The 19,677-nt window shown below is 72.4% G+C and carries 17 protein-coding genes and 1 riboswitch; of the genes, 12 read left to right on the forward strand and 5 right to left on the reverse strand.

The features are described from left to right. Positions 1-86: 86 nt before the first annotated feature. The 4 genes from O3W51_RS04450 to O3W51_RS04465 all read left to right on the forward strand — a co-directional run bounded on the left by O3W51_RS04450 (position 87) and on the right by O3W51_RS04465 (position 4,956). A complete protein-coding gene (locus O3W51_RS04450; RefSeq protein WP_138357489.1) occupies positions 87-1,445 on the forward strand; it encodes a M16 family metallopeptidase in 1,359 nt (452 codons plus the stop codon). Next, the gene (locus O3W51_RS04455) at positions 1,442-2,833 is read left to right on the forward strand and encodes a M16 family metallopeptidase (RefSeq protein ID WP_138357490.1); all 1,392 of its coding nucleotides are present in this window, start codon (positions 1,442-1,444) and stop codon (positions 2,831-2,833) included. The genes O3W51_RS04450 and O3W51_RS04455 overlap by 4 nt, the downstream gene beginning before the upstream one ends. Positions 2,834-3,088: 255 nt before the next feature. After that, positions 3,089-3,246: riboswitch (cyclic di-AMP (ydaO/yuaA leader) on the forward strand. Positions 3,247-3,261: 15 nt separating this feature from the next. Further along, positions 3,262-4,104: a M23 family metallopeptidase gene (locus O3W51_RS04460; protein ID WP_138357491.1), complete on the forward strand. Its 843-nt coding sequence runs from the start codon at positions 3,262-3,264 to the stop codon at positions 4,102-4,104. A gap of 150 nt (positions 4,105-4,254) precedes the next feature. After that, the gene (locus O3W51_RS04465) at positions 4,255-4,956 is read left to right on the forward strand and encodes a GntR family transcriptional regulator (RefSeq protein ID WP_164293664.1); all 702 of its coding nucleotides are present in this window, start codon (positions 4,255-4,257) and stop codon (positions 4,954-4,956) included. Positions 4,957-5,078: 122 nt separating this feature from the next. On the opposite strand, the gene O3W51_RS04470 is transcribed toward O3W51_RS04465, so the two are convergent. Then, positions 5,079-5,360 (reverse strand): HPr family phosphocarrier protein, encoded by a 282-nt coding sequence (locus tag O3W51_RS04470; protein WP_138357493.1) that lies wholly within the window; start codon positions 5,358-5,360, stop codon positions 5,079-5,081. Between the two features lie 180 nt (positions 5,361-5,540). Between O3W51_RS04470 and O3W51_RS04475 the strand changes: the two genes are divergently transcribed. Genes O3W51_RS04475 through O3W51_RS04490 form a run of 4 tightly spaced genes read left to right on the forward strand, consistent with a single transcriptional unit; the run spans position 5,541 to position 10,873 of the window. Next, on the forward strand, positions 5,541-8,324 hold the full coding sequence (locus O3W51_RS04475) for a bifunctional acetate--CoA ligase family protein/GNAT family N-acetyltransferase (protein WP_269283920.1): 2,784 nt from the start codon (positions 5,541-5,543) through the stop codon (positions 8,322-8,324). A 27-nt stretch (positions 8,325-8,351) separates the two neighbouring features. Continuing rightward, entirely contained in the window at positions 8,352-8,936 is a 585-nt protein-coding gene (locus O3W51_RS04480) for a DUF5998 family protein (protein WP_138357495.1), read from the forward strand. Further along, positions 8,936-10,135, forward strand: a complete 1,200-nt coding sequence (locus tag O3W51_RS04485; protein ID WP_198358091.1) for an alkaline phosphatase family protein — start codon at positions 8,936-8,938, stop codon at positions 10,133-10,135. The genes O3W51_RS04480 and O3W51_RS04485 overlap by 1 nt, the downstream gene beginning before the upstream one ends. A 54-nt stretch (positions 10,136-10,189) precedes the next feature. Further along, entirely contained in the window at positions 10,190-10,873 is a 684-nt protein-coding gene (locus O3W51_RS04490; RefSeq protein ID WP_138357497.1) for a thymidine kinase, read from the forward strand. Here the strand turns inward: O3W51_RS04490 and O3W51_RS04495 are convergent. Then, a complete protein-coding gene (locus O3W51_RS04495) occupies positions 10,854-11,627 on the reverse strand; it encodes a VOC family protein (protein WP_138357498.1) in 774 nt (257 codons plus the stop codon). The genes O3W51_RS04490 and O3W51_RS04495 overlap by 20 nt on opposite strands. A 214-nt stretch (positions 11,628-11,841) precedes the next feature. Between O3W51_RS04495 and O3W51_RS04500 the strand changes: the two genes are divergently transcribed. After that, positions 11,842-12,669, forward strand: coding sequence for a sulfurtransferase (locus tag O3W51_RS04500; protein WP_269283925.1), 828 nt, complete (start codon positions 11,842-11,844; stop codon positions 12,667-12,669). Positions 12,670-12,757: 88 nt separating this feature from the next. On the opposite strand, the gene sepH is transcribed toward O3W51_RS04500, so the two are convergent. Beyond that, positions 12,758-13,822: a septation protein SepH gene (gene sepH / locus O3W51_RS04505; protein WP_138357500.1), complete on the reverse strand. Its 1,065-nt coding sequence runs from the start codon at positions 13,820-13,822 to the stop codon at positions 12,758-12,760. Positions 13,823-14,253: 431 nt separating this feature from the next. Here sepH and O3W51_RS04510 point away from each other — a divergent pair, with 431 nt between their 5' ends. Next, on the forward strand, positions 14,254-15,171 hold the full coding sequence (locus O3W51_RS04510) for a hypothetical protein (protein ID WP_269283930.1): 918 nt from the start codon (positions 14,254-14,256) through the stop codon (positions 15,169-15,171). Here O3W51_RS04510 and O3W51_RS04515 read toward each other — a convergent pair. Together O3W51_RS04515 and O3W51_RS04520 are read right to left on the reverse strand one after the other, a co-directional pair. Continuing rightward, a complete protein-coding gene (locus O3W51_RS04515) occupies positions 15,095-16,423 on the reverse strand; it encodes a D-arabinono-1,4-lactone oxidase (RefSeq protein ID WP_187145044.1) in 1,329 nt (442 codons plus the stop codon). The two genes, O3W51_RS04510 and O3W51_RS04515, sit on opposite strands and share 77 nt — an antisense overlap. Beyond that, positions 16,374-17,624 (reverse strand): MFS transporter, encoded by a 1,251-nt coding sequence (locus O3W51_RS04520; protein ID WP_198358092.1) that lies wholly within the window; start codon positions 17,622-17,624, stop codon positions 16,374-16,376. The genes O3W51_RS04515 and O3W51_RS04520 overlap by 50 nt, the downstream gene beginning before the upstream one ends. A gap of 115 nt (positions 17,625-17,739) precedes the next feature. Here O3W51_RS04520 and O3W51_RS04525 point away from each other — a divergent pair, with 115 nt between their 5' ends. Next, entirely contained in the window at positions 17,740-18,867 is a 1,128-nt protein-coding gene (locus tag O3W51_RS04525) for a ferrochelatase (RefSeq protein WP_198358093.1), read from the forward strand. 8 nt (positions 18,868-18,875) lie between these two features. Then, entirely contained in the window at positions 18,876-19,664 is a 789-nt protein-coding gene (locus tag O3W51_RS04530; protein ID WP_269283935.1) for an inositol monophosphatase family protein, read from the forward strand. Positions 19,665-19,677: the final 13 nt, after the last annotated feature.

Raw genomic sequence — 19,677 nt, forward strand, 5'->3', positions numbered from 1 at the left:
GGAACTTCGCGTGGTGTCGGCACGCTTGCCTAGAGTGTCAGCACTCGACCAAGACAAGTGCACGCGACCGGAAGGACAGCTTGCCCATGGGTCTCACGGCCACGTCGGACGGCACACAGCCGCAGGACTCCGACGGCCTGACAGCAACCGAACACCGCTTGGCGAACGGCCTGCGTGTGGTGCTCTCCCAGGACCACCTCACCCCGGTCGCCTCGGTGTGCCTCTGGTACGACGTCGGTTCCCGTCATGAGGTGAAAGGCCGGACCGGACTGGCCCACCTGTTCGAGCACTTGATGTTCCAGGGCTCGTCCAGTGTGAAGGGCAACGGTCACTTCGAGCTGGTCCAGGGCGCCGGCGGTTCGCTCAACGGCACCACCAGCTTCGAACGCACCAACTACTTCGAGACGATGCCGGCCCACCAGGTGGAGCTGGCGCTGTGGCTCGAGGCCGACCGGATGGGCAGCCTGCTCACCGCGCTCGACGAGGAGAGCCTGGAGAACCAGCGCGACGTCGTCAAGAACGAGCGCCGCCAGCGGTACGACAACGTGCCGTACGGCACGGCCTTCGAGCGGCTGACCGCGCTGGCCTACCCCGACGGCCACCCGTACCACCACACCCCGATCGGCTCGATGGCCGATCTGGACGCGGCCTCCCTGGAGGACGCGCGGGCGTTCTTCCGCACGTACTACGCGCCCAACAACGCGGTGCTGGCCGTGGTCGGCGACATCGACCCCGAGCAGACGCTGGCCTGGGTCGAGAAGTACTTCGGCACCATCCCCGGCCACGACGGCAAGCCCGCCCCCCGCGACGGATCACTGCCCGACGTGATGGGCGGACAGCTCCGCGAGATCGTCGAGGAGGACGTGCCCTCGCGCGCCCTGATGGCCGCGTACCGGCTGCCGCACGACGGCACCCGGGAGTCCGACGCCGCCGACCTGGCGCTGACCGTGCTCGGCGGCGGTGAGTCGTCCCGGCTGCACAACCGGCTGGTGCGGCACGACCGCAGCGCCGTGGCGGCCGGGTTCGGCCTGCTGCGGCTGGCCGGCGCGCCGTCGCTCGGCTGGCTGGACATCAAGGCGTCCAGCGGCGTCGAACTGGCCGACATCGAGGCCGCGGTCGACGAGGAGCTGGCCCGTTTCGCCGCCGAGGGGCCCACCCCGCAGGAGATGGAACGGGCCCAGGCCCAGCTGGAGCGCGAGTGGCTGGACCGGCTCGCGACGGTCGCCGGCCGCGCCGACGAGCTGTGCCGTTTCGCGGTGCTCTACGGCGACCCGCAGCTGGCGCTCAGCGCCGTCCAGCGGGTGTTGGAGATCACTGCCGAGGAAGTGCAGGCCGTCGCCGCGGCCCGGCTGCGCCCCGACAACCGAGCCGTCCTGGTCTACGAGCCCACCGGCTCGCCCGACGAGGCGGCCGACGAGACCGAGCAGGAAGGCGCGGACCAGTGACCGACGTCGCCGCGACCATGACGTTCCACCCCCAGCCGCAGCCGGGCGCCCCCAAGCCGTGGGCCTTCCCGGCCCCCGACCGGTCGACGCTCGGCAACGGGCTGACCGTGCTCACCAGCCACCGTCCCGGCCAGAAGGTCGTCGCGGTGGAGGTGCTGCTCTCGGCGCCGCTGGACGCCGAACCCGAGGGCCTGGACGGGGTGGCCACGATCATGGCCCGCGCGTTCTCCGAGGGCACCGACAAGCTCACCGCGGAGGAGTTCGCCGCCGAGTTGGAGCGCTGCGGCGCCACGCTCGACGCGCACGCCGACCACCCGGGCGTGCGGGTCTCGCTGGAGGTCCCGGCCTCCCGGCTGGACAAGGCCCTCGGGCTGCTCGCGGACGCCCTGCGCGCCCCCGCGTTCCCCGACAGCGAGGTCGAGCGGCTGGTCAACAACCGGCTCGACGAGATCCCGCACGAGCTGGCCAACCCGGCCCGCCGCGCCTCCATGGCGCTCTCCGCGGAGCTGTTCCCCGCCGATCTGCGCTGCTCCCGCCCGCGCCAGGGCACCGAGCAGACGGTGGCGAGGATCGACGCCGCGGCCGTCAGGGCGTTCTACGAGGCGTACGTGCGTCCCGCCACCACCACGGCCGTCGTCGTCGGTGATCTGACCGGTATCGACCTGGTCGCGCTGCTGGACGAGACGCTCGGCGAGTGGACCGGCTCGACCGCGGAGCCCCGCCCGCTGCCGCAGATCACCGCCGACGACACCGCGCGCGTGGTGATCGTGGACCGGCCGGGCGCGGTGCAGACCCAGCTGCTGATCGGCCGTACCGGCTCCGACCGCCATGACCCGGTCTGGGCGGCCCAGGTGCTCGGCACGTACTGCCTGGGCGGCACCCTGACCTCCCGGCTGGACCGGGTGCTGCGCGAGGAGAAGGGCTACACGTACGGCGTGCGGGCCTTCGGCCAGGTGCTCCTGTCCACACAGGAGGGGACGGGCGCCTCGCTGCTCGCCATCAGCGGCTCGGTGGCCACCGAGGTCACCGGACCCGCGCTCGCCGACGCCTGGCAGGTCATCCGCACCCTGGCGGCCGAGGGGCTCACCGACGACGAGCGCGACGTCGCCGTGCAGAACCTCGTCGGGGTGGCTCCGCTGCGCTACGAGACGGCGGCGGCCGTCGCCGGCACGCTCGCGGACCAGGTCGAGCAGTTCCTGCCGGACGACTTCCAGGCCCAGATGTACGCGCGGCTGGCGCGGACCGGCACCGTGGAGGCGACCGCCGCGGTGGTCAGCGCCTTCCCGCTGGAACGCATGGTCGTCGTCCTCGTGGGCGACGCCTCGGCGATCGAGGGACCCGTCACGGAGCTGGGACTCGGCCCGGTGAAGGTCATCGCGGCCGGCTGACCGGCCTCCGGCGGCGGCCGTCCCCTACCGGGGACGGGTGGACGGCCCTCCTCGCGGGCGCCGTCCCGATGCGCGGCGGAACCCTGGCGCACCCCTTGGGGCGCCGGGGTTCCGGGCGTTTTGGATCTCTATCGGCCCGCAAACCTCCCTTGTGGCGAACGCAACAAATCACCTGATCTGTTTGCCGTAACCGACGCGGTCCGATTAGCGTCCTGCTCTGCTGTCCGTCACCATCCGCCGCGACCAGCGGCAACCGGGCAGTGATCGCCGAGTCCCCGTCAGCGCGAGCCTGGGGAGCCGGGGACCCACGTCCCTGGGGTGAATCGGGCCGTCTTCACCACACGAGGCAGCCCGTAGGAGACCTTCCTGCTCCGAACCCGTCAGCTAACCCGGTAGGCGAGAAGGAAGGAAAGGATCTCGCCGTACCCATGGCGTTCACTGTTCTGCCCGCGCCCAGCGGGAAGCACCGCCGTCCCCGTCGTGCCGCACTCCGCACCGGGACCACCCTGGCCGGCGTAGCCGTTCTGACCGCAGCCGGCACCTTCGGCGCCACCGCGGCCACCGCGCTCTCCACCCCGGAACGCGCCGTCGTTCCCAACACCATCGAGGACACGTCGTTCGCTCGCGCCCTCGACGCCTCGGAGGGCCTCACCAACTCCCTCGCCGCCCAGGCCGCCGCCCAGCACAAGGCGGCCGACGAGACGAAGCGCAAGGCCGCCGAGGCCAAGCGGAAGGCCGATGAGGCCAAGCGCGTGGCCCAGGCCGCCGAGGCCGCCAAGAAGAAGGCCGCCGCCGAGGCGAAGATCAAGGCAGAGCGCGCCGCCGAGGCCCGCGCCGCCCGTGCCGCGGAGGAGCGGAGGAAGCTCAACTCCTTCGTGCTGCCCGTCAACAGCGGCATCGGAACCGGCTACAAGGTCCCCGGCTCCATGTGGTCCTCCGGCTACCACACCGGCGTCGACTTCACCGCGTCCACCGGCACCCCGGTCCACGCCGTGGGCGCCGGCACCGTCGTCACCGCGGGCTTCGACTCGGCCTACGGCAACAACGTCGTGATCCGGCACAGCGACGGCATCTACACGCTGTGCGCCCACATGTCCTCGCTCAGCGTGTCGGTCGGCGAGACCGTCACCACCGGCCAGCAGATCGGCCTGTCCGGCGCGACCGGCAACGTCACCGGACCGCACGTGCACTTCGAGGCCCGCACCACGGCCGACTACGGCTCGGACATCGACCCCGTGGCGTACCTCCGCTCGCACGGCGTCTCCATCTGATCCACCCGAGACCAGCACCCCCGTCCCCCTCGAAGGCCCCGGCTCCCCGTCGGGGCCTTCGTGCTGTCCAAAAATAATCCATGAATTCTGGACTGCGGTCGGAATCCTGGTTGTGCTGGAATAGAGTCGCCGAAGAATACGGGGAAAAGAATGGAGACCGGCGATGCGGAATCGGATGTGAACGGGACGGACGGCGCGGGGCGTCGTATCTCCGCACAGGTCGTGTGCACCGCGATCCGTGACGACATCGTCGGCGGTTTCTATCCGCCGGGCAGCCGGCTGACCGAGGAGCTGCTGGCGAGGCGGTACGGCGTCTCCAGGGTCCCGGTGCGTGAGGCGCTGCGCACCCTGGAGTCGGAGGGGTTCGTCCGTACCCGCCGGCACGCGGGCGCCTCCGTCGCGGAGCCGACGGAGCAGGAGGCGGCCGACCTGCTGGAGATCCGCGGCCTCCTGGAGCCGCTGGGGGCCGCCAGGGCCGCACAGCGGCGCACGGACGCCCACCTCAAGGTGTTGCGCGGGCTGGTGCGGCTGGGCCAGGAACGTTCCCAGCAGGGCCAGCTGTCGGATCTGCCGTCCCTGAGCGGCTGGTTCCACGAGACGCTCGCCCAGGCCTCCGGGAGCCCCACCCTGGCCGCGCTGCTCACCCAGCTGCGGCACAAGATCGCCTGGGTGTACGGGGAGGGTGACCCCGGCCGGGCGGTGGAGTCCTGGGAGGAGCACGGCGCGATAGTCGACGCCGTGGCCCGCGGCGACGCGGAACGGGCCCGGAAGATCTCGGCCGGGCATGTGGAGCGCGCGGTCGCGGTGAGGACTCCGAAACACCCTGTATACGCGGCGCGGCGGCGGAATTAACAATGGCGCCGTATACAAGTGGGCAGAATTATCGTGGCCCTGAATAAAGAAAGGCGGGGCCGCGTTATCCATTCGGACAACGCGGCCCCGCCGAATTCCTGCACGGGCCTACGCCCATGGGCTCAGACGGCTTCGGGGAGTTCCTCGAGGCCCTCGGAGACCAGCTTGGCCAGCCGGTCGAGCGCGGCGTCGGCGCCATCGGCCTCCGACGCGAGCACGATCGGCTCGCCGCCCTGCGCGCCCAGGCCGAGCACGGCCAGCATCGAGGCCGCGTTGACGGCGTTGCCGTCCGCCTTCGCGATGGTCACCGGGACGCCGGCGGCGGTCACCGCGCGGACGAAGAGTGAAGCGGGGCGGGCGTGCAGGCCCTCGGCCCAGCCGACGGTGACACGGCGCTCAACCATGGTGTAGCCCTTCAGGTCGTTCCTGTTGTCTAGACCAGTCTCGCACGGGCGGAAGACTGCTCAGGCACCTCGACGCAGTTCAGCCTGCCCGCTGCGATGACCCCACGCTATCCGGGCACACCCGGACAGCAGCCCGGTCAGCAAGGCGCGCCCGGACACCTGTCCGCATACCCTGGCCCCATGACGACTCCGGCCCCCCGCCCGTATCCGGTGCACTGGGAAGCGGACGTCGTCCTGCGCGACGGCGGCATCGCCCACATCCGGCCCATCGGGCCCGGCGACGCCCAGCGGCTGGTGGACTTCTACGAGCAGGTCTCCGACGAGTCGAAGTACTACCGCTTCTTCGCGCCGTACCCCCGGCTCTCCGACCGCGACGTGCACCGCTTCACCCACCACGACTACGACGACCGGGTGGGCCTGGCCGCCACCATCGGCGACGAGTTCATCGCCACCGTCCGCTACGACCGCATCGACGCGGAGGGCCGGCCGGCCAGCGGGGACGCCTACCGGGCCGAGGTGGCGTTCCTCGTCCAGGACTCCCACCAGGGCCGCGGGGTGGCCTCCGCGCTGCTGGAGCACATCGGGGCGGTCGCCCGCGAGCGCGGCATCCTGCGCTTCATCGCCGAAGTGCTGCCCGCCAACCGCAAGATGGTCAAGGTCTTCACCGACGCGGGCTACACCCAGCAGCGCAGCTTCACCGACGGCGTCGTCCACCTCGAACTCGACCTGGAGCCCACCGAGGCGTCGGTCCAGGTGATGCGGGCCCGCGAGCACCGCGCCGAAGCCCGGTCGGTGCAGCGGCTGCTCACCCCCCGGTCGGTGGCGGTGATCGGCGCGGGCCGGCGGCCCGGCGGCGTCGGCCGCACCCTGCTGCGCAACCTGGTCGCGGGCGGCTTCACCGGCCGGGTGCACGCGGTCAACCGCTCGTTCCCCGAAGGCGAGAGCACCCTCGACGGCGTCCGCGCGCACCGCACCGTCGCCGGGATCCCCGAACCCGTCGACCTGGCGATCATCGCGGTGCCCGCCGAGAACGTGCCCGCCGCCGTCGCGGCCTGCGGCGAACACGGCGTCCAGGGGCTGGTCGTGGTCACCGCCGGCTACGCCGAATCCGGCCCCGAGGGCCGGGAGCGGCAGCGCGAACTGGTGCGCCAGGCCCGCTCGTACGGCATGCGGGTCATCGGCCCCAACGCCTTCGGCATCGTCAACACCGCGGCGGGCGTACGCCTCAACGCCTCGCTCTCGCCCGAGGTCCCGGCCACCGGACGGCTCGGGCTGTTCACCCAGTCCGGCGCGATCGGCATCGCGCTGCTCTCCGGACTGCACCGGCGCGGCGCCGGCCTCTCCTCGTTCGTGTCGGCGGGCAACCGGGCCGATGTCTCCGGCAACGACCTGCTGCAGTTCTGGCAGGACGACCCGGACACCGACGCGGTCCTGATGTACCTCGAATCCTTCGGCAACCCGCGCAAGTTCACCCGGCTCGCCAAGCGGACCGCCGCGAGCAAGCCGGTCGTGGTCGTCAAGGGCGCCCTGCACTCCGGCACCACCCCGGCCGGGCACGCCGTGTCCCCGACCCGGATCCCGGACAGCACGGTGTCCGCGCTCTTCCGGCAGGCCGGGGTGATCCGCGTCGACACGGTCACCGAACTCCTGGACGTGGGCCTGCTGCTCTCCTTCCAGCCCATCCCGCGCGGCGGCCGGGTCGCGATCCTCGGCAACTCCGACTCCCTCGGCCTGCTCACCTACGACGCGGCCCTGACCGCCGGGCTGCGGCCGATCGCGCCGATCGACCTCACCACCTCGGCCGGCCCCGACGACTTCAGGACCGCGCTCACCGCGGCACTGGCCGACGACAGCAGCGACGCGGTGGTCGTCACCGCCATCCCCCGGGTCGGCTGCGAGGACGCCCCCGACCCCGAGTCCGGCGACGACCCCGCCCTCGCCCGCGCGCTGCGCGCTGCCGCGGCCGGCTCCGGCAAACCCGTCGTCGTCGCCCATCTCGCCCTGGAGACCATGGCCGACCGGCTGGGCGCCCCGGTCCCGGAGGCCGCGTCCGACGGGGCCGAAGCCGCTGCGGACGGGACCGCCCAGGCGCGGGTTCCCGCGTATCCCGCCGCCGACCGTGCGGTGCGGGCGCTGGCGGAGGCGGTGGAGTACGCGCGGTGGCGGCAGGGGGCCGAGACGCCCGGCCGGGTGCCGCAGTTCACGGACATCGAGGAGAGCGCGGCGGCCGCCGATGTGGCACGGCTGCTGGACGCGGGGGAGACCGAGGGCGAGCACGGCGTCGTCCTCGACGAGGCGGCCGCCGCCGCGCTTCTGGGGCGTTACGGGATCACCGTGCGGTCCGCGCTGCCCGCGCCCGGGATCGCCGCGGCGCTGGCCGCCGCGGGGCGGCTCGGCTACCCGGTGGCGCTCAAGACGACGGCGCCGCACCTGCGGCACCGGGCCGACCTCGGCGGGGTCCGGCTCGACCTCGCCGACGAGGGCGATCTGCGGCGGGCCTACGAGGAGCTGACCGCGCGGCTCGGCAAACCGGAGGAGCTGCTGCTGGTGGTGCAGGCGATGGCACCGCGCGGGGTGGACACCGTCGTCCGCGCCACGGTCGACCCGGCGGTCGGCGCCGTGCTCTCGTTCGGCCTGGCCGGAGCCCCCTCGGAGCTGCTGGGGGACACCTCGCACCGGCTGGTGCCGGCCACCGACCGGGACGCCGCGGAACTGGTGCGCTCCATCAAGGCCGCCCCGCTGCTCTTCGGCTGGCGCGGCAGCGAACCGGTGGACACGGCGGCCCTGGAGGAGCTGCTGCTGCGGGTCTCGCTGCTGGTCGACGACCTCCCGGAAGTGGTCGCCGTCGACCTGGAGCCGGTGGTCGTCGCAGCCCACGGCCTCACGGTGCTGGGAGCATCCGTCCGGCTCGACCGGCCGCCCGCCAGAACCGATCTCGGACCACGCGCACTGTCGTCCTTCTGAGCGGTACCCGCCCTTAAGATGGACCCCATGGCGAAGACCGGTATGACGACCCAGGGCCTGCGCACGGCCATCGAGCGCAGCGGCTACTACCCGGCCCTGGTGGCCGAGGCCGTCGAGGCAGCGGTGGGCGGCGAACCGGTGGCGTCGTACCTGGTCCATCAGGAGACGACGTTCGACGCGAACGAGGTGCGCCGGCATGTGACGGTGCTGGTCATCACCGACCACCGCTTCATCGTGAGCCACACCGACGAGCAGGCCGCCGACGACACGTCCCCGACCCCGTACGCGACCACCTCCACCGAGTCCGTGAAGATCGGCCGGATCTCGTCCGTGGTGGTCAGCCGCGTGGTGGCCAACCCCGAGGCGTACGTACCCGGCACGCTGCCGCGCGAGGTCGTGCTGACCATCGGCTGGGGCGCCGTCAGCCGGCTGGACCTGGAGCCCGCCGCCTGCGGCGACCCCAACTGCGACGCCGACCACGGCTACACCGGCTCCTCGACCGCCGACGACCTGTCACTCCGCGTCAGCGAGGCCGGCGACGGGCCCGACGCGGTACGCCAGGCCCTGGCCTTCGCGCAGGCGCTCTCCGAGGCGACGGCGGCCGACCGCTGATGGTGCACGCCGTACCCGCTTACGACCCCGCGCCACTGGATCCGCGTACCGCACCGGCACCGCTCTACGGCACCGCTTCGCTCTGCGACCTCTTCCCCGCGGCCACCGCCGGGCTCGCCGTCCCCGGGATGCCCGTCACCGGCCTCGAACTGGCCCCCGCCGACCGCGTCTGCGTCTTCCTGGTCGACGGCATGGGCTGGGAACTGCTGCGCGCGCACCCCGAGGAGGCGCCCTTTCTCGCCTCCCTGATGCACACCTCGACCGGCGGCACCGGGCAGCCGCTCACCGCGGGCTTCCCGTCCACCACCGCGACCTCGCTCGCCTCGGTCGGCACCGGCCTGGCGCCGGCCCGCCACGGGCTCGCCGGCTACACCGTCCTGGATCCGTCCTCCGGCCGGCTGATGAACCAGCTGCGCTGGCAGCCCTGGACCGATCCGCACGTGTGGCAGCCGTACCCCACCGTCTTCCAGCTCGCCGACGCCGCCGGGGTCGAGACGTGCCAGGTGTCCTCGCCGAACTTCCAGCACACCCCGCTGACGAAGATCGCGCTCAGCGGCGGCACCTTCCACGGCCGGCTCACCGGTGACGAGCGGATGGACCTGGCGGCCGACCGGCTCGGCGCCGCCGACCGGACGCTCGTCTACACGTACTACAGCGAGCTGGACTCCATGGGCCACCGGCACGGCGTCGACTCCGACGCCTGGCGCGGCCAGTTGATGATGGTCGACCGGCTCGCCCAGCGGCTGGCCGAGCAACTCCCGCCGCGCTCCGCGTTGTACATCACCGCCGACCACGGCATGATCGACATCCCGTTCGACGACGAGTCCAGGATCGACTTCGACGAGGACTGGGAGCTGAGTGCCGGCGTCGCCGTCCTCGGCGGCGAGGCCCGCGCCCGCCATGTCTACGCCGTGCCGGGCGCCGCTGCCGACGTGTACACGGTGTGGAGCGAGGTGCTCGGCGAGCAGATGTGGGTGGCCACCCGCGAAGAGGCCGTCGCGGCAGGCTGGTTCGGCCGCCCCGGCGACCCCGTCGACGAACGGGTGCTCGGCAGGATCGGCGATGTGATCGCCGTGGCCCGCGACGACATCGCGGTCATCGCGAGCCGCACCGAGGCGGGGGAGTCCCAGATGGTCGGCCTGCACGGCTCGATGACCCCCGTCGAGCAGCAGGTACCGCTGCTCGAAGTACGTTCCTGACCCGCAGCGCAGCCCCTCCTCCGTCCTGCTTCCCGAAAGGCCGACGTCCTCCTCATGCCCGAGCTTGTGTTCTTCTCCGGAACGATGGACTGCGGAAAGAGCACCCTCGCTCTTCAGATCGAGCACAACCGCTCGACGCGGGGGCTGCAGGGCATGATCTTCACCCGCGACGACCGGGCGGGCGAGGGCGTGCTCTCCTCCCGGCTGGGCCTGTCCACCAAGGCGATCGAGGCCGCCGACGACGTCGACTTCTACGGCTATGTGGTTTCGCACCTGTCGGGCGGCGGCCGTGCCGACTACGTCCTGGTCGACGAGGCGCAGTTCTTCGCGCCCGCCCAGATCGACCAGCTCGCCCGGATCGTCGACGACCTGGGCCTGGACGTCTTCGCCTTCGGCATCACCACCGACTTCAGGACCAAGCTCTTCCCCGGATCGCAGCGGCTCGTCGAGATGGCCGACCGTATCGAGGTCCTGCAGGTCGAGGCGTTGTGCTGGTGCGGGGCCCGCGCCACCCACAACGCCCGCACCATAGACGGCCAGATGGTCGTCGAAGGCGCGCAGGTCGTCGTCGGCGACGTCAACCGCCCGGCCAGCGAGGTGGGTTACGAGGTGCTGTGCCGCCGTCACCACACCCGGCGGATGACGGCGGCGAGCGCTCAGGCCGCGACCCTGTCCCCGGACGTCCTGCCGGTGGACCAGGCAGTCGACCGGAACGGGGTCAGCGGGCCGCGTCGATGACGGTGAAGACGGCACCCTCGGGATCGGCCACCGTCGCCAGCCGCCCGTAGCCGGAGTCACGGGCCGGCTGCAGCACCCGGCCGCCCAGCTCGACCACCCGGCGGGTCGCCGCGTCGGTGTCCGCCACGGCGAAGTACGTCATCCAGTGCGCGCCCCGGTCGCGGGGCAGCGACTGGCCGACGCCGTGGATCCCGGCCACCGGGCGGCCCTTCAGCCGTAGGGTGAGGTAGTCGAAGTCCGCCGCCGCCTCGGGCTCCGTCTCGTACCCGAAGACATCGGTGTAGAACTTCGCGACGGTCGACGACTCGCGCGTCACCAGCTCGTTCCAGGCCAGCGTGCCCGGCTCGCCGATCACGTCGGCGCCGGGGTGGCGCTGGGCCTGCCAGATGCCGAAGACCGCGCCCGACGGGTCGACGGCCACCGCCATCCGCCCCTCGTGGTCCGCGTCCAGCGGGCCGACGCCCACCGTGCCGCCGCACTCACGGATCAGCTCCGCGGTGACGTCCGCGTCGTCGCAGGCCAGCAGCGTGGTCCAGGAGACCGGCAGATGCCGGTCCTTCGGGCCGTCTCCGATCCCGGCGATCTGCCGCCCGCCCAGCTCGGCCCGGACATAGGGGCCGAGGTGCTGCGGTCCCTCGTGGAACTCCCATCCGAACAGGGCACCGTAGAACTCCTGGGCCGCATCCAGATTGTGTGCCATCAAGCTGACCCAGCAGGGCGTGCCGGGGGGACGCCGGCTCGGTACCTCGGTCATTGAATTCTCTCCTCGGGGCCGGCGCGCGGGGCATTCGGGGGAGGTGCCGAAGTCGATGGTTCCACCACCGGGCCCGCGGCGCGCCCCGGCCGCGCCGCATCCAACCCCTAAGTGCTGAATAGTGCCCGTTTTGGTATTTGACTTCCGTTTTGAGACGGTGGCCGCGCGATGGCGATCAGTCGAACGTCCAACGTGTGAGGCCCACAATGGACGTATGGAACCCATTATCGCTGCAGTCGAACTCGCGAGCGAGCTGAGCCGGACCACCGTCCTCGACGTCCGCTACCAGCTCGGGGCCCCTCCGGGCCGTCCGGAGTACGAGGCGGGCCACATTCCCGGAGCGGTCTACGTCGACCTCGAATCCGAGCTGGCCGGCGAACCCGGCGCGGCCGGCCGGCACCCGCTGCCCGACCCGGAGATCTTCGGCGCCGCGATGCGCGCGGCCGGTGTCAGCGCCGACCGTGACGTGGTCGTCTACGATGCCGCGCAGGGCTGGGGCGCCGCTCGCGCCTGGTGGATGCTGCGCTGGACCGGCCACACCCGGGTCCGGGTCCTGGACGGCGGGCTGGCCGCCTGGACCGCCGCCGGGCTGCAGCTGGAGACCGGAACGGCGGATCCCGCCCACGGTGACTTCACCCCCGCCGTCGGATCGACCCCGCTGCTGACCGCCGAGGACGCGGCGGCGCTGGCCCGGCGCGGTCTGCTGCTCGACGCCAGGGCGGGCGAGCGCTACCGGGGCGAGGTCGAGCCGATCGACCCCGTCGCCGGCCACATTCCGGGCGCGGTGAGCGCTCCGACCACGGAGAACCTCGCGGCGGACGGCCGTTTCCTGCCGGCCGAGGTGCTGGCGGCCCGGTTCGCGGAGCTGGGCGCCAAGGACTCCGCCGAGGTCGGCGTCTACTGCGGCTCCGGCGTCTCGGCGGCGCAGGAGGTGCTGGCGCTGGCGGTCGCGGGCATCCCCGCCGCGCTGTACGTGGGTTCGTGGAGCGAATGGACGGCCGACCCGGACCGCCCGGTCGCCACCGGCGCGCAGCCGGGCTGACCTCGGAACAGGGCCCCGGACAGGGGTAGGGCGAACAGGTAAGGGGCGGCGCACCAGGTGCGCCGCCCCTTACCGTCGATTTCTGCGGTTACTCCTGCTTCTTGCGGCGGCTGCCGAAGACGATCTCGTCCCAGCTGGGCACCGTCGCCCGGCGTCCCGGCCGGACACCGTCCGCCTCGGCCTGCCGGTCCGTGGTGCCGACCAGCCGGTCGCGGTGGCCCGCGACGGCCCGCGGCATCAGGACGTCCGCGTAAGCGGAGCCCGCACCCGTGCTCGCCGCGGGCGGAGCGGCCTCCTCGGCCGCCGGCTCCTCCGGCTGCTCCGCCGGAGCGGTCTCCGGGGGCGCGGACGGCGGTGACGGTACGACCATGTCGCCGCGGAAGCTCGGCACCGCCTCCAGCAGGCTGGTCAGCGAGTCCCGGTCCTCCTCGGCACGTTCGGCACTGCGCTCCTGCGGCCGGTCGGGCCGTTCCAGCTGCCGGTCGAGCGCCCGGTCCAGCGGGCGGTCCCTGGGCAGCCGGGCGATCCGCGGCACGAAGGGGAAGCTCGGCGGCTCCTTGGAGTCCTGGGTCTCCGGGGTCTCCTGCTGGGTGGTCTCGCCGATCAGCGCCCGTGCCTCGTCGTCCACGGCCTGGACGAGCCGCCGGGGCGGGTCGTACGTCCAGCTCGCGGAGTGCGGTTCACCGGCCACCCGGTAGACCAGCAGGACTTCCCAGGTGCCGTCGTCGCGCCGCCAGGAGTCCCAGAGAACGGTCTCCTTCTCGGCGCCGCGCAGCAGCAGCCGCTCCGCGACCGCTTCACCGAGCTGCGGTCCGGCGCTCTCGCCGTGCCGCCGCACCGGGGTCTTCCTGGCCCGCTCGGCCATGAAGGCGCGCTCGGCGAGCACCGGACCCTCGAAGCGGCGGACCCGTTCCACCGGAATACCGGCGGTCTGGGCGACCTCTTCCGCTGAGGCTCCGGCTCGTATCCGTGCCTGGATGTCCCTTGGCCGCAGGTGGCTCTCGACCTCGATCTGGCCGAGGCGGGCACGGTCATTGCGTACCGCTGCCCGGAGTCGCTCGTCGATGGGGAGCGAGTATTCCGTGCTGTCTGCAGCCTTGAGCACCAGTCGTGTGCCGTCGTTGCTGACGGCCACGACACGCAGTTCGGGCATGGGAACCTCCCGGGTGGTGCCTGCCGACGTCACGTGCGTCGCTGCTCCCGTTGGACGAGTGTGGCCTGCCCAGGTGCGGCACGCCACAACCTTGCAGGGTTACCCGGCGTGTCGGGCAGGTGCCGTGACTCGCCGTTATGGGACGGTGACCAGTTGACCACTCAGAGTGACCAAACGCGGCACCCCGGGATGAGCACCGCCTCCGGGCTCCCCTCCCGTTGGTCCGGGCAACCGGACGGGAAGCCGGAGCCAGGATTCGCCACAGTACTCCATTCGGGCCACTGGGGTGGGTTGCGGCGCTGCCGAAGTTCTTCCGCGACAAGGGAGTTGAGTGGCGAGGCTCACAGAATGGCCGCAAGTGGAACTACTGCCTTCGCCCATATGTCTCTTCTCTGTGCAAGGAGGATGAGATCGGCTACCCAGGTATGGATATGGACGAAAAGGACGAGCGCGAGGAAACGTCCCAGCGGGGACGGCTGGACCTGAGCGTCCCCCAAGTGGCGGGCAGTGCGCTGGCGGCCGTGACCGCGGCACTCCTGGCGTCGCAGCTCGGTGTGTACGGGACGATCATCGGCGCCGGCGTGGTCAGCATCGTGGCCACCGCGGGCGGCACGGTCTTCCAGCACTTCTTCCGGCGCACCGGCGAGCAGATCCGCACGGTGTCCACCCGGCACCTGCCGGTCTCCGTCCCGGGGACGGACCCGGAGGCGGGCTCCGCCCGGCTGCTGGAAGAGCTGCCGCCACCGGGCGAGGACGGGATCCCCGACGGGGAGTACGGCGAGGCGACCGTGCACGGCACGACCAAGCGCGGCTGGCGCAAGTCGGCGATCGGCGCCGTGGTCGTCTTCGTGCTGGCGATGGGCACCGTCACCTCGATCGAGCTGGCCACCGGATCGGAGCCGTCGGTCACGGCGGTCTTCGACGGCGGCGGATCGCACCACCGGCCGCCGGCCGACCGGCCGAGCGCCCCGGCCTCCGATCCGGCCCGCACCCCCGGGGACACCCCCTCGCCCGGATCGTCGACGACTCCTTCGGAGTCCTCGTCGCCGTCACCGACCCCCTCGGGGAGCGGCAGCGGCTCGCCGACGCCAGATCCCAGCGGTTCCCCGTCCTCGGGCGGCAGCCCGAGCACCAGCACCTCGCCGACCCCGGACCCCGGCCAGTCCTCGGACGACGGCAAGGGCGGGGCGGGCGGCAGCGCGTCTCCCGGCGCCCAGGGGGCCGCCGCGGGCGCCGGGACGCAGCCCTGTGCGCGGCGGACCCTGAGCGGTCCTACGCGCCGAGCACCCGCCGCAGGTAGTCGTTGCCGAAGAGCCGCTGCGGATCCAGCCGGTCGCGCAGGGCGGTGAACTCGCCGAAGCGCGGATAGACCCCGGAGAAGTACTCCGCGTCACGGGTGTGGACCTTGCCCCAGTGCGGCCGGCCCTCGTGCGCGGTCATGATCTTCTCGGCCGCGGTGAAGTACTCCTGGTAGCGGCTGCCCCGGTACATGTGGACGGCGATGTACGCGCTGTCGCGGCCGGAGGCGGTGGACAGGGTGATGTCGTCGGCGGGCGCGATCCGCACCTCCACCGGGAAGCTGATCCGCAGCCCCGACGACTCGACCATCGCCTTGAGCTCGCGGATCGCCCCGACCGCGGCCTCGCGCGGCACGGCGTACTCCATCTCCACGAACCGCACCCGGCGCGGACTGGTGAAGACCTTGTACGCGATGTCGGTGTACGTACGGGCCGACAGCGCGCGGCTGGAGACCTTCGCGATGCCGGGGATGGTGCCGGGAGCGGCCTTTCCGAGCGAACAGGCGGCCTGGAACAGGCCGTTGGAGAGCAGCTCGTCGTCGATCCAGCCCTTGACGGGGGAGAGCGGGGCGGCCGGGCCCTGACTGCGGTTGTTGCGCTTGGTGTTGCAGCTGTCGGTGTGCGGGAACCAGTAGAACTCGAAGTGCTCGTTCTCCGTCGTCAGCTGGTCGAACTCCGCCATGACCCGGTCGAAGCCCATCGGCTCCTCGCGGGCGGTGAGCAGGAACAGCGGTTCGACCGCGAACGTGATCGCGCTGATCACCCCGAGGGCGCCGAGCCCGAGCCGGGCCGCCGCGAAGACATCGGCGTTCTCGTCCGCCGAGCAGGTCAGCACCGAGCCGTCGGCCAGCACCAGTTCCAGGCCCTTGATCTGGGCGGATATCGATCCCGAGTCACGGCCGGTGCCATGGGTGCCGGTACTGGTGGCGCCCGCCACCGTCTGCTCCATGATGTCGCCCATATTGGTCAGCGACAGGCCCTCGGCGGCCAGCGCCGCGTTCAGCTGGTGGAGCGGAACCCCCGCCTCCACGGTGATCGTGCCGCGCTCGCGGTCGATCTCCCGGATCGCCGCCAGCCGGTCCGGCCGGATGAGGACCCCACCGGTGGCGGCCGCGGCGGTGAACGAGTGCCCGGTGCCCACGGCCTTCGCCGTCAGCCCGTCCTCGGCGGCCTGGCGAACGGCGGCGGACAGCTCGTCCACCGAGGCCGGCGACACACTGCGCCGCGGCTGGGAGGTGACGTTCCCCGCCCAGTTACGCCACGCCTTCTCGGCGGTTCCGTTCATCGTGCTCGTCGTGCTCATACGTACGCGCCCCCTCCTGCTCCGGCGCCGGCCGCAGCCGGCGGAACCCCAGGACCGCCACCACCACGGCGAGTGCCCCGGCGGCGGCCGGTACCGCGAACGCCGCCTCCGCCCCCGACGAGTCGATCACCCACCCGGACACCGAGGCTCCGAGAGCCACGCCGACCGTGATGCCTGTGCTCACCCACGTCATGCCTTCGGTCAGCTTCGCACGCGGTACCAGCTGTTCGACCAGGGCCATGGTGATGACCATCGTCGGTGCGATGGACAGGCCCGCGGCGAACAGCGCTACGGCCAGGAACCACAAGTTTCCGACCAGTAGGAGCGGGATCATACTCACAGCCATCACGCACACACCCACCAGGAAGCCCCGGGAGGCGGGCCCCTTCAGCCGGAGCAGCCCGAAGGCCAGCCCCGCGACGCAGGAGCCGAACGCGTACACCGCGAGGACCAGGCTGGCCGCGGCCTTGTGGCCCAGCTCGTCGGCGAAGGCCACCGTCGTGACCTCGACCGACCCGAAGATCGCGCCGGTGCAGGCGAAGGTGGTCACCAGCACCTGGAGGCCGGGGGAGCGGAGCGCCGAGCCGCCCGCGTGGGAGGCCGTGGGGTGCGGGACCGGTTCCGTCGAGCGCTGAGCGGTCAGCAGGAACGTGCCGATCGCGAGGAAGACCGCCGCGAGCAGCGGGCCGGCCTCGGGGAACCAGACGGTGCACAGCCCGATCGACAGGATCGGGCCGACGATGAAGCAGACCTCGTCGACCACCGACTCGAAGGAGTACGCGGTGTGCATCGCGGGGGTGCCGTGGTGGATCACCGCCCAGCGGGCCCGGACCATCGCGCCCAGACTCGGAGTGGCGCCCGCCATGACGGCGAAGACGAAGAGCGTCCAGTCCGGCGCGTCCCACACGACGCACAGCAGCAGCCCCGCCACGGCCATCACGGTGACCCCGGCCGCCGGGCGCAGCACGCGGCGCTGCCCGTAGCGGTCGACGAGCCGGGACACCTGCGGGCCCATCACGGCGCCGGACATCGCGAGCGTCGCGGAGAGCGCGCCCGCCAGCCCGTAGCGGCCGGTGACCTGGGAGATCATCGTCACGATGCCGATGCCCAGCATCGACAGCGGCAGCCGGCCGATGAAACCGGCGGCCGAGAAACCCTTGGTTCCAGGTGCTGCGAAGATCGCGCGATACGGGCTGGACACGGGCACTCCACGGCGTCTTCGCCGGCGTCGGTAAGGCTTGTGACTGTCCTCCACAGGTTACGTGGCAGGGCAATCGCTTTTCTGGACGCCGGGCACCAGTGGCAGGATCGGACCCATGTCCGATCACAACGAGGCCGGTCCCGCGGCCGTGCCCTATGACGCGCTGCTCCTGCTGTCCTTCGGCGGCCCCGAGGGACCCGACGACGTCGTCCCGTTCCTGGAGAACGTCACCCGCGGCCGGGGCATCCCGCGGGAGCGGCTCAAGGAGGTCGGGCAGCACTACTTCCTGTTCGGCGGGGTCAGCCCGATCAACGCGCAGAACCGCGAGCTGCTCGACGCGCTGCGCAAGGACTTCGGCGAGCACGGCCTCGCCCTGCCGGTCTACTGGGGCAACCGCAACTGGGCGCCCTACCTGGTCGACACGCTGCGCGAGATGACCGACGACGGGCACCGCCGCATCCTGGTGCTCGCCACCAGCGCCTACGCCTCCTACTCCGGCTGCCGCCAGTACCGGGAGAACCTGGCCGGCGCCCTCGCCGAGCTCGCGGCCGAGGGCCGGCCGGTGCCGAGCGTGGACAAGCTGCGGCACTACTTCAACCACCCCGGCTTCGTGGAACCCATGACCGACGCGGTCCTCACCGCGCTCGGCGAACTGCCCGTCGAGGTCAGGGCCGGCGCCCGTCTGGCGTTCACCACGCACTCCATCCCGACCGCCGCCGCCGACACCTCGGGCCCGGTGGAGGGCCACGGGAACGGCGGCGCCTACGTGGCGCAGCACCTGGACACCGCCCGGGTGATCGCCGACGCGGTACGGGAGGCGACCGGCACCGAGCACCCCTGGCAGCTCGTCTACCAGTCGCGCAGCGGCGCCCCGCACATCCCGTGGCTGGAGCCGGACATCTGCGACCACCTCGCGGAGCTGCACGAGGGCGGCGTGCCCGCCGTCGTCATGGTGCCGATCGGCTTCGTCTCCGACCACATGGAGGTCAAGTACGACCTCGACACCGAGGCGGCCGCCAAGGCCGCCGAACTGGGGCTGCCGGTCGCGCGGGCCGCGACCGTGGGCGCCGACCCCCGGTTCGCCGCCGCCGTGCGCGACCTGGTCCTGGAGCGGGCGGCGAGCGAGCGCGGCCTGGCACCGCGGCCCTGCGCGCTGGGCTCGCTCGGTCCGAGCCACGACGTCTGCCCGGCGGGCTGCTGCCCGTCCCGGAGCCCCAAGCCCGCTGTCGCGGGCACCGACTGAGGAGAGCCGTGAGCACCGAACTGCTGGAGATCGCGCTGGAAGCCGCCCACAAGGCGGGCGAACTGCTGCGCACCGGCCGGCCGGCCGACCTCGGGGTGGCGGCCACCAAGTCGAGCCCGATCGACGTCGTCACCGAGATGGACATCGCCTCCGAGAAGCTGATCACCGAACTGATCGCGAAGCACCGTCCCCAGGACGGCTTCCTCGGCGAGGAGGGCACCGAGAGCCCGGGCACCAGCGGGGTGCGCTGGGTCGTCGATCCGCTCGACGGCACCGTCAACTACCTGTACGGGCTGCCCTCCTGGTCCGTGAGCATCGCGGCCGAAGTGGACGGCGAGACGGTGGTGGGAGTCGTCGCGGCCCCGATGCGCGGCGAGACCTACCGGGCGGTCCTCGGGCAGGGCGCCTTCGTCAACGACACCCCGGCCCGGCCGCGCCCGGTGCCCGAGTTCGCGCACGCCCTGGTGGGCACCGGCTTCAGCTACCTCACCGACCGGCGGGTGACGCAGGCGGAGGTGCTGCGCACCCTGCTGCCGAAGGTGCGCGACATCCGGCGCGGCGGATCCGCCGCGATCGACCTCTGCGACGTGGGCTGCGGACGGCTGGACGCGTACTACGAGCGCGGCCTGAATCCCTGGGACTTCGCGGCCGGCGCCCTCTTCGCCCGGGAGGCGGGCGTCCGCACCGGCGGGCGCCCCGGGCAGGCTCCCTCGAACGAGCTGACCGTCGCCGCGGGACCCGGCCTCTTCGAGGCGCTCCAGGGCCTGCTGGAGGACCTGGGAGCCTGGCACGACTGACCTGGACCGGCAC

Origin of the sequence: Streptomyces sp. H39-C1, assembly GCF_027158125.1 — a bacterium.
Classification (GTDB): Bacteria; Actinomycetota; Actinomycetes; order Streptomycetales; family Streptomycetaceae; genus Actinacidiphila; species Actinacidiphila fildesensis.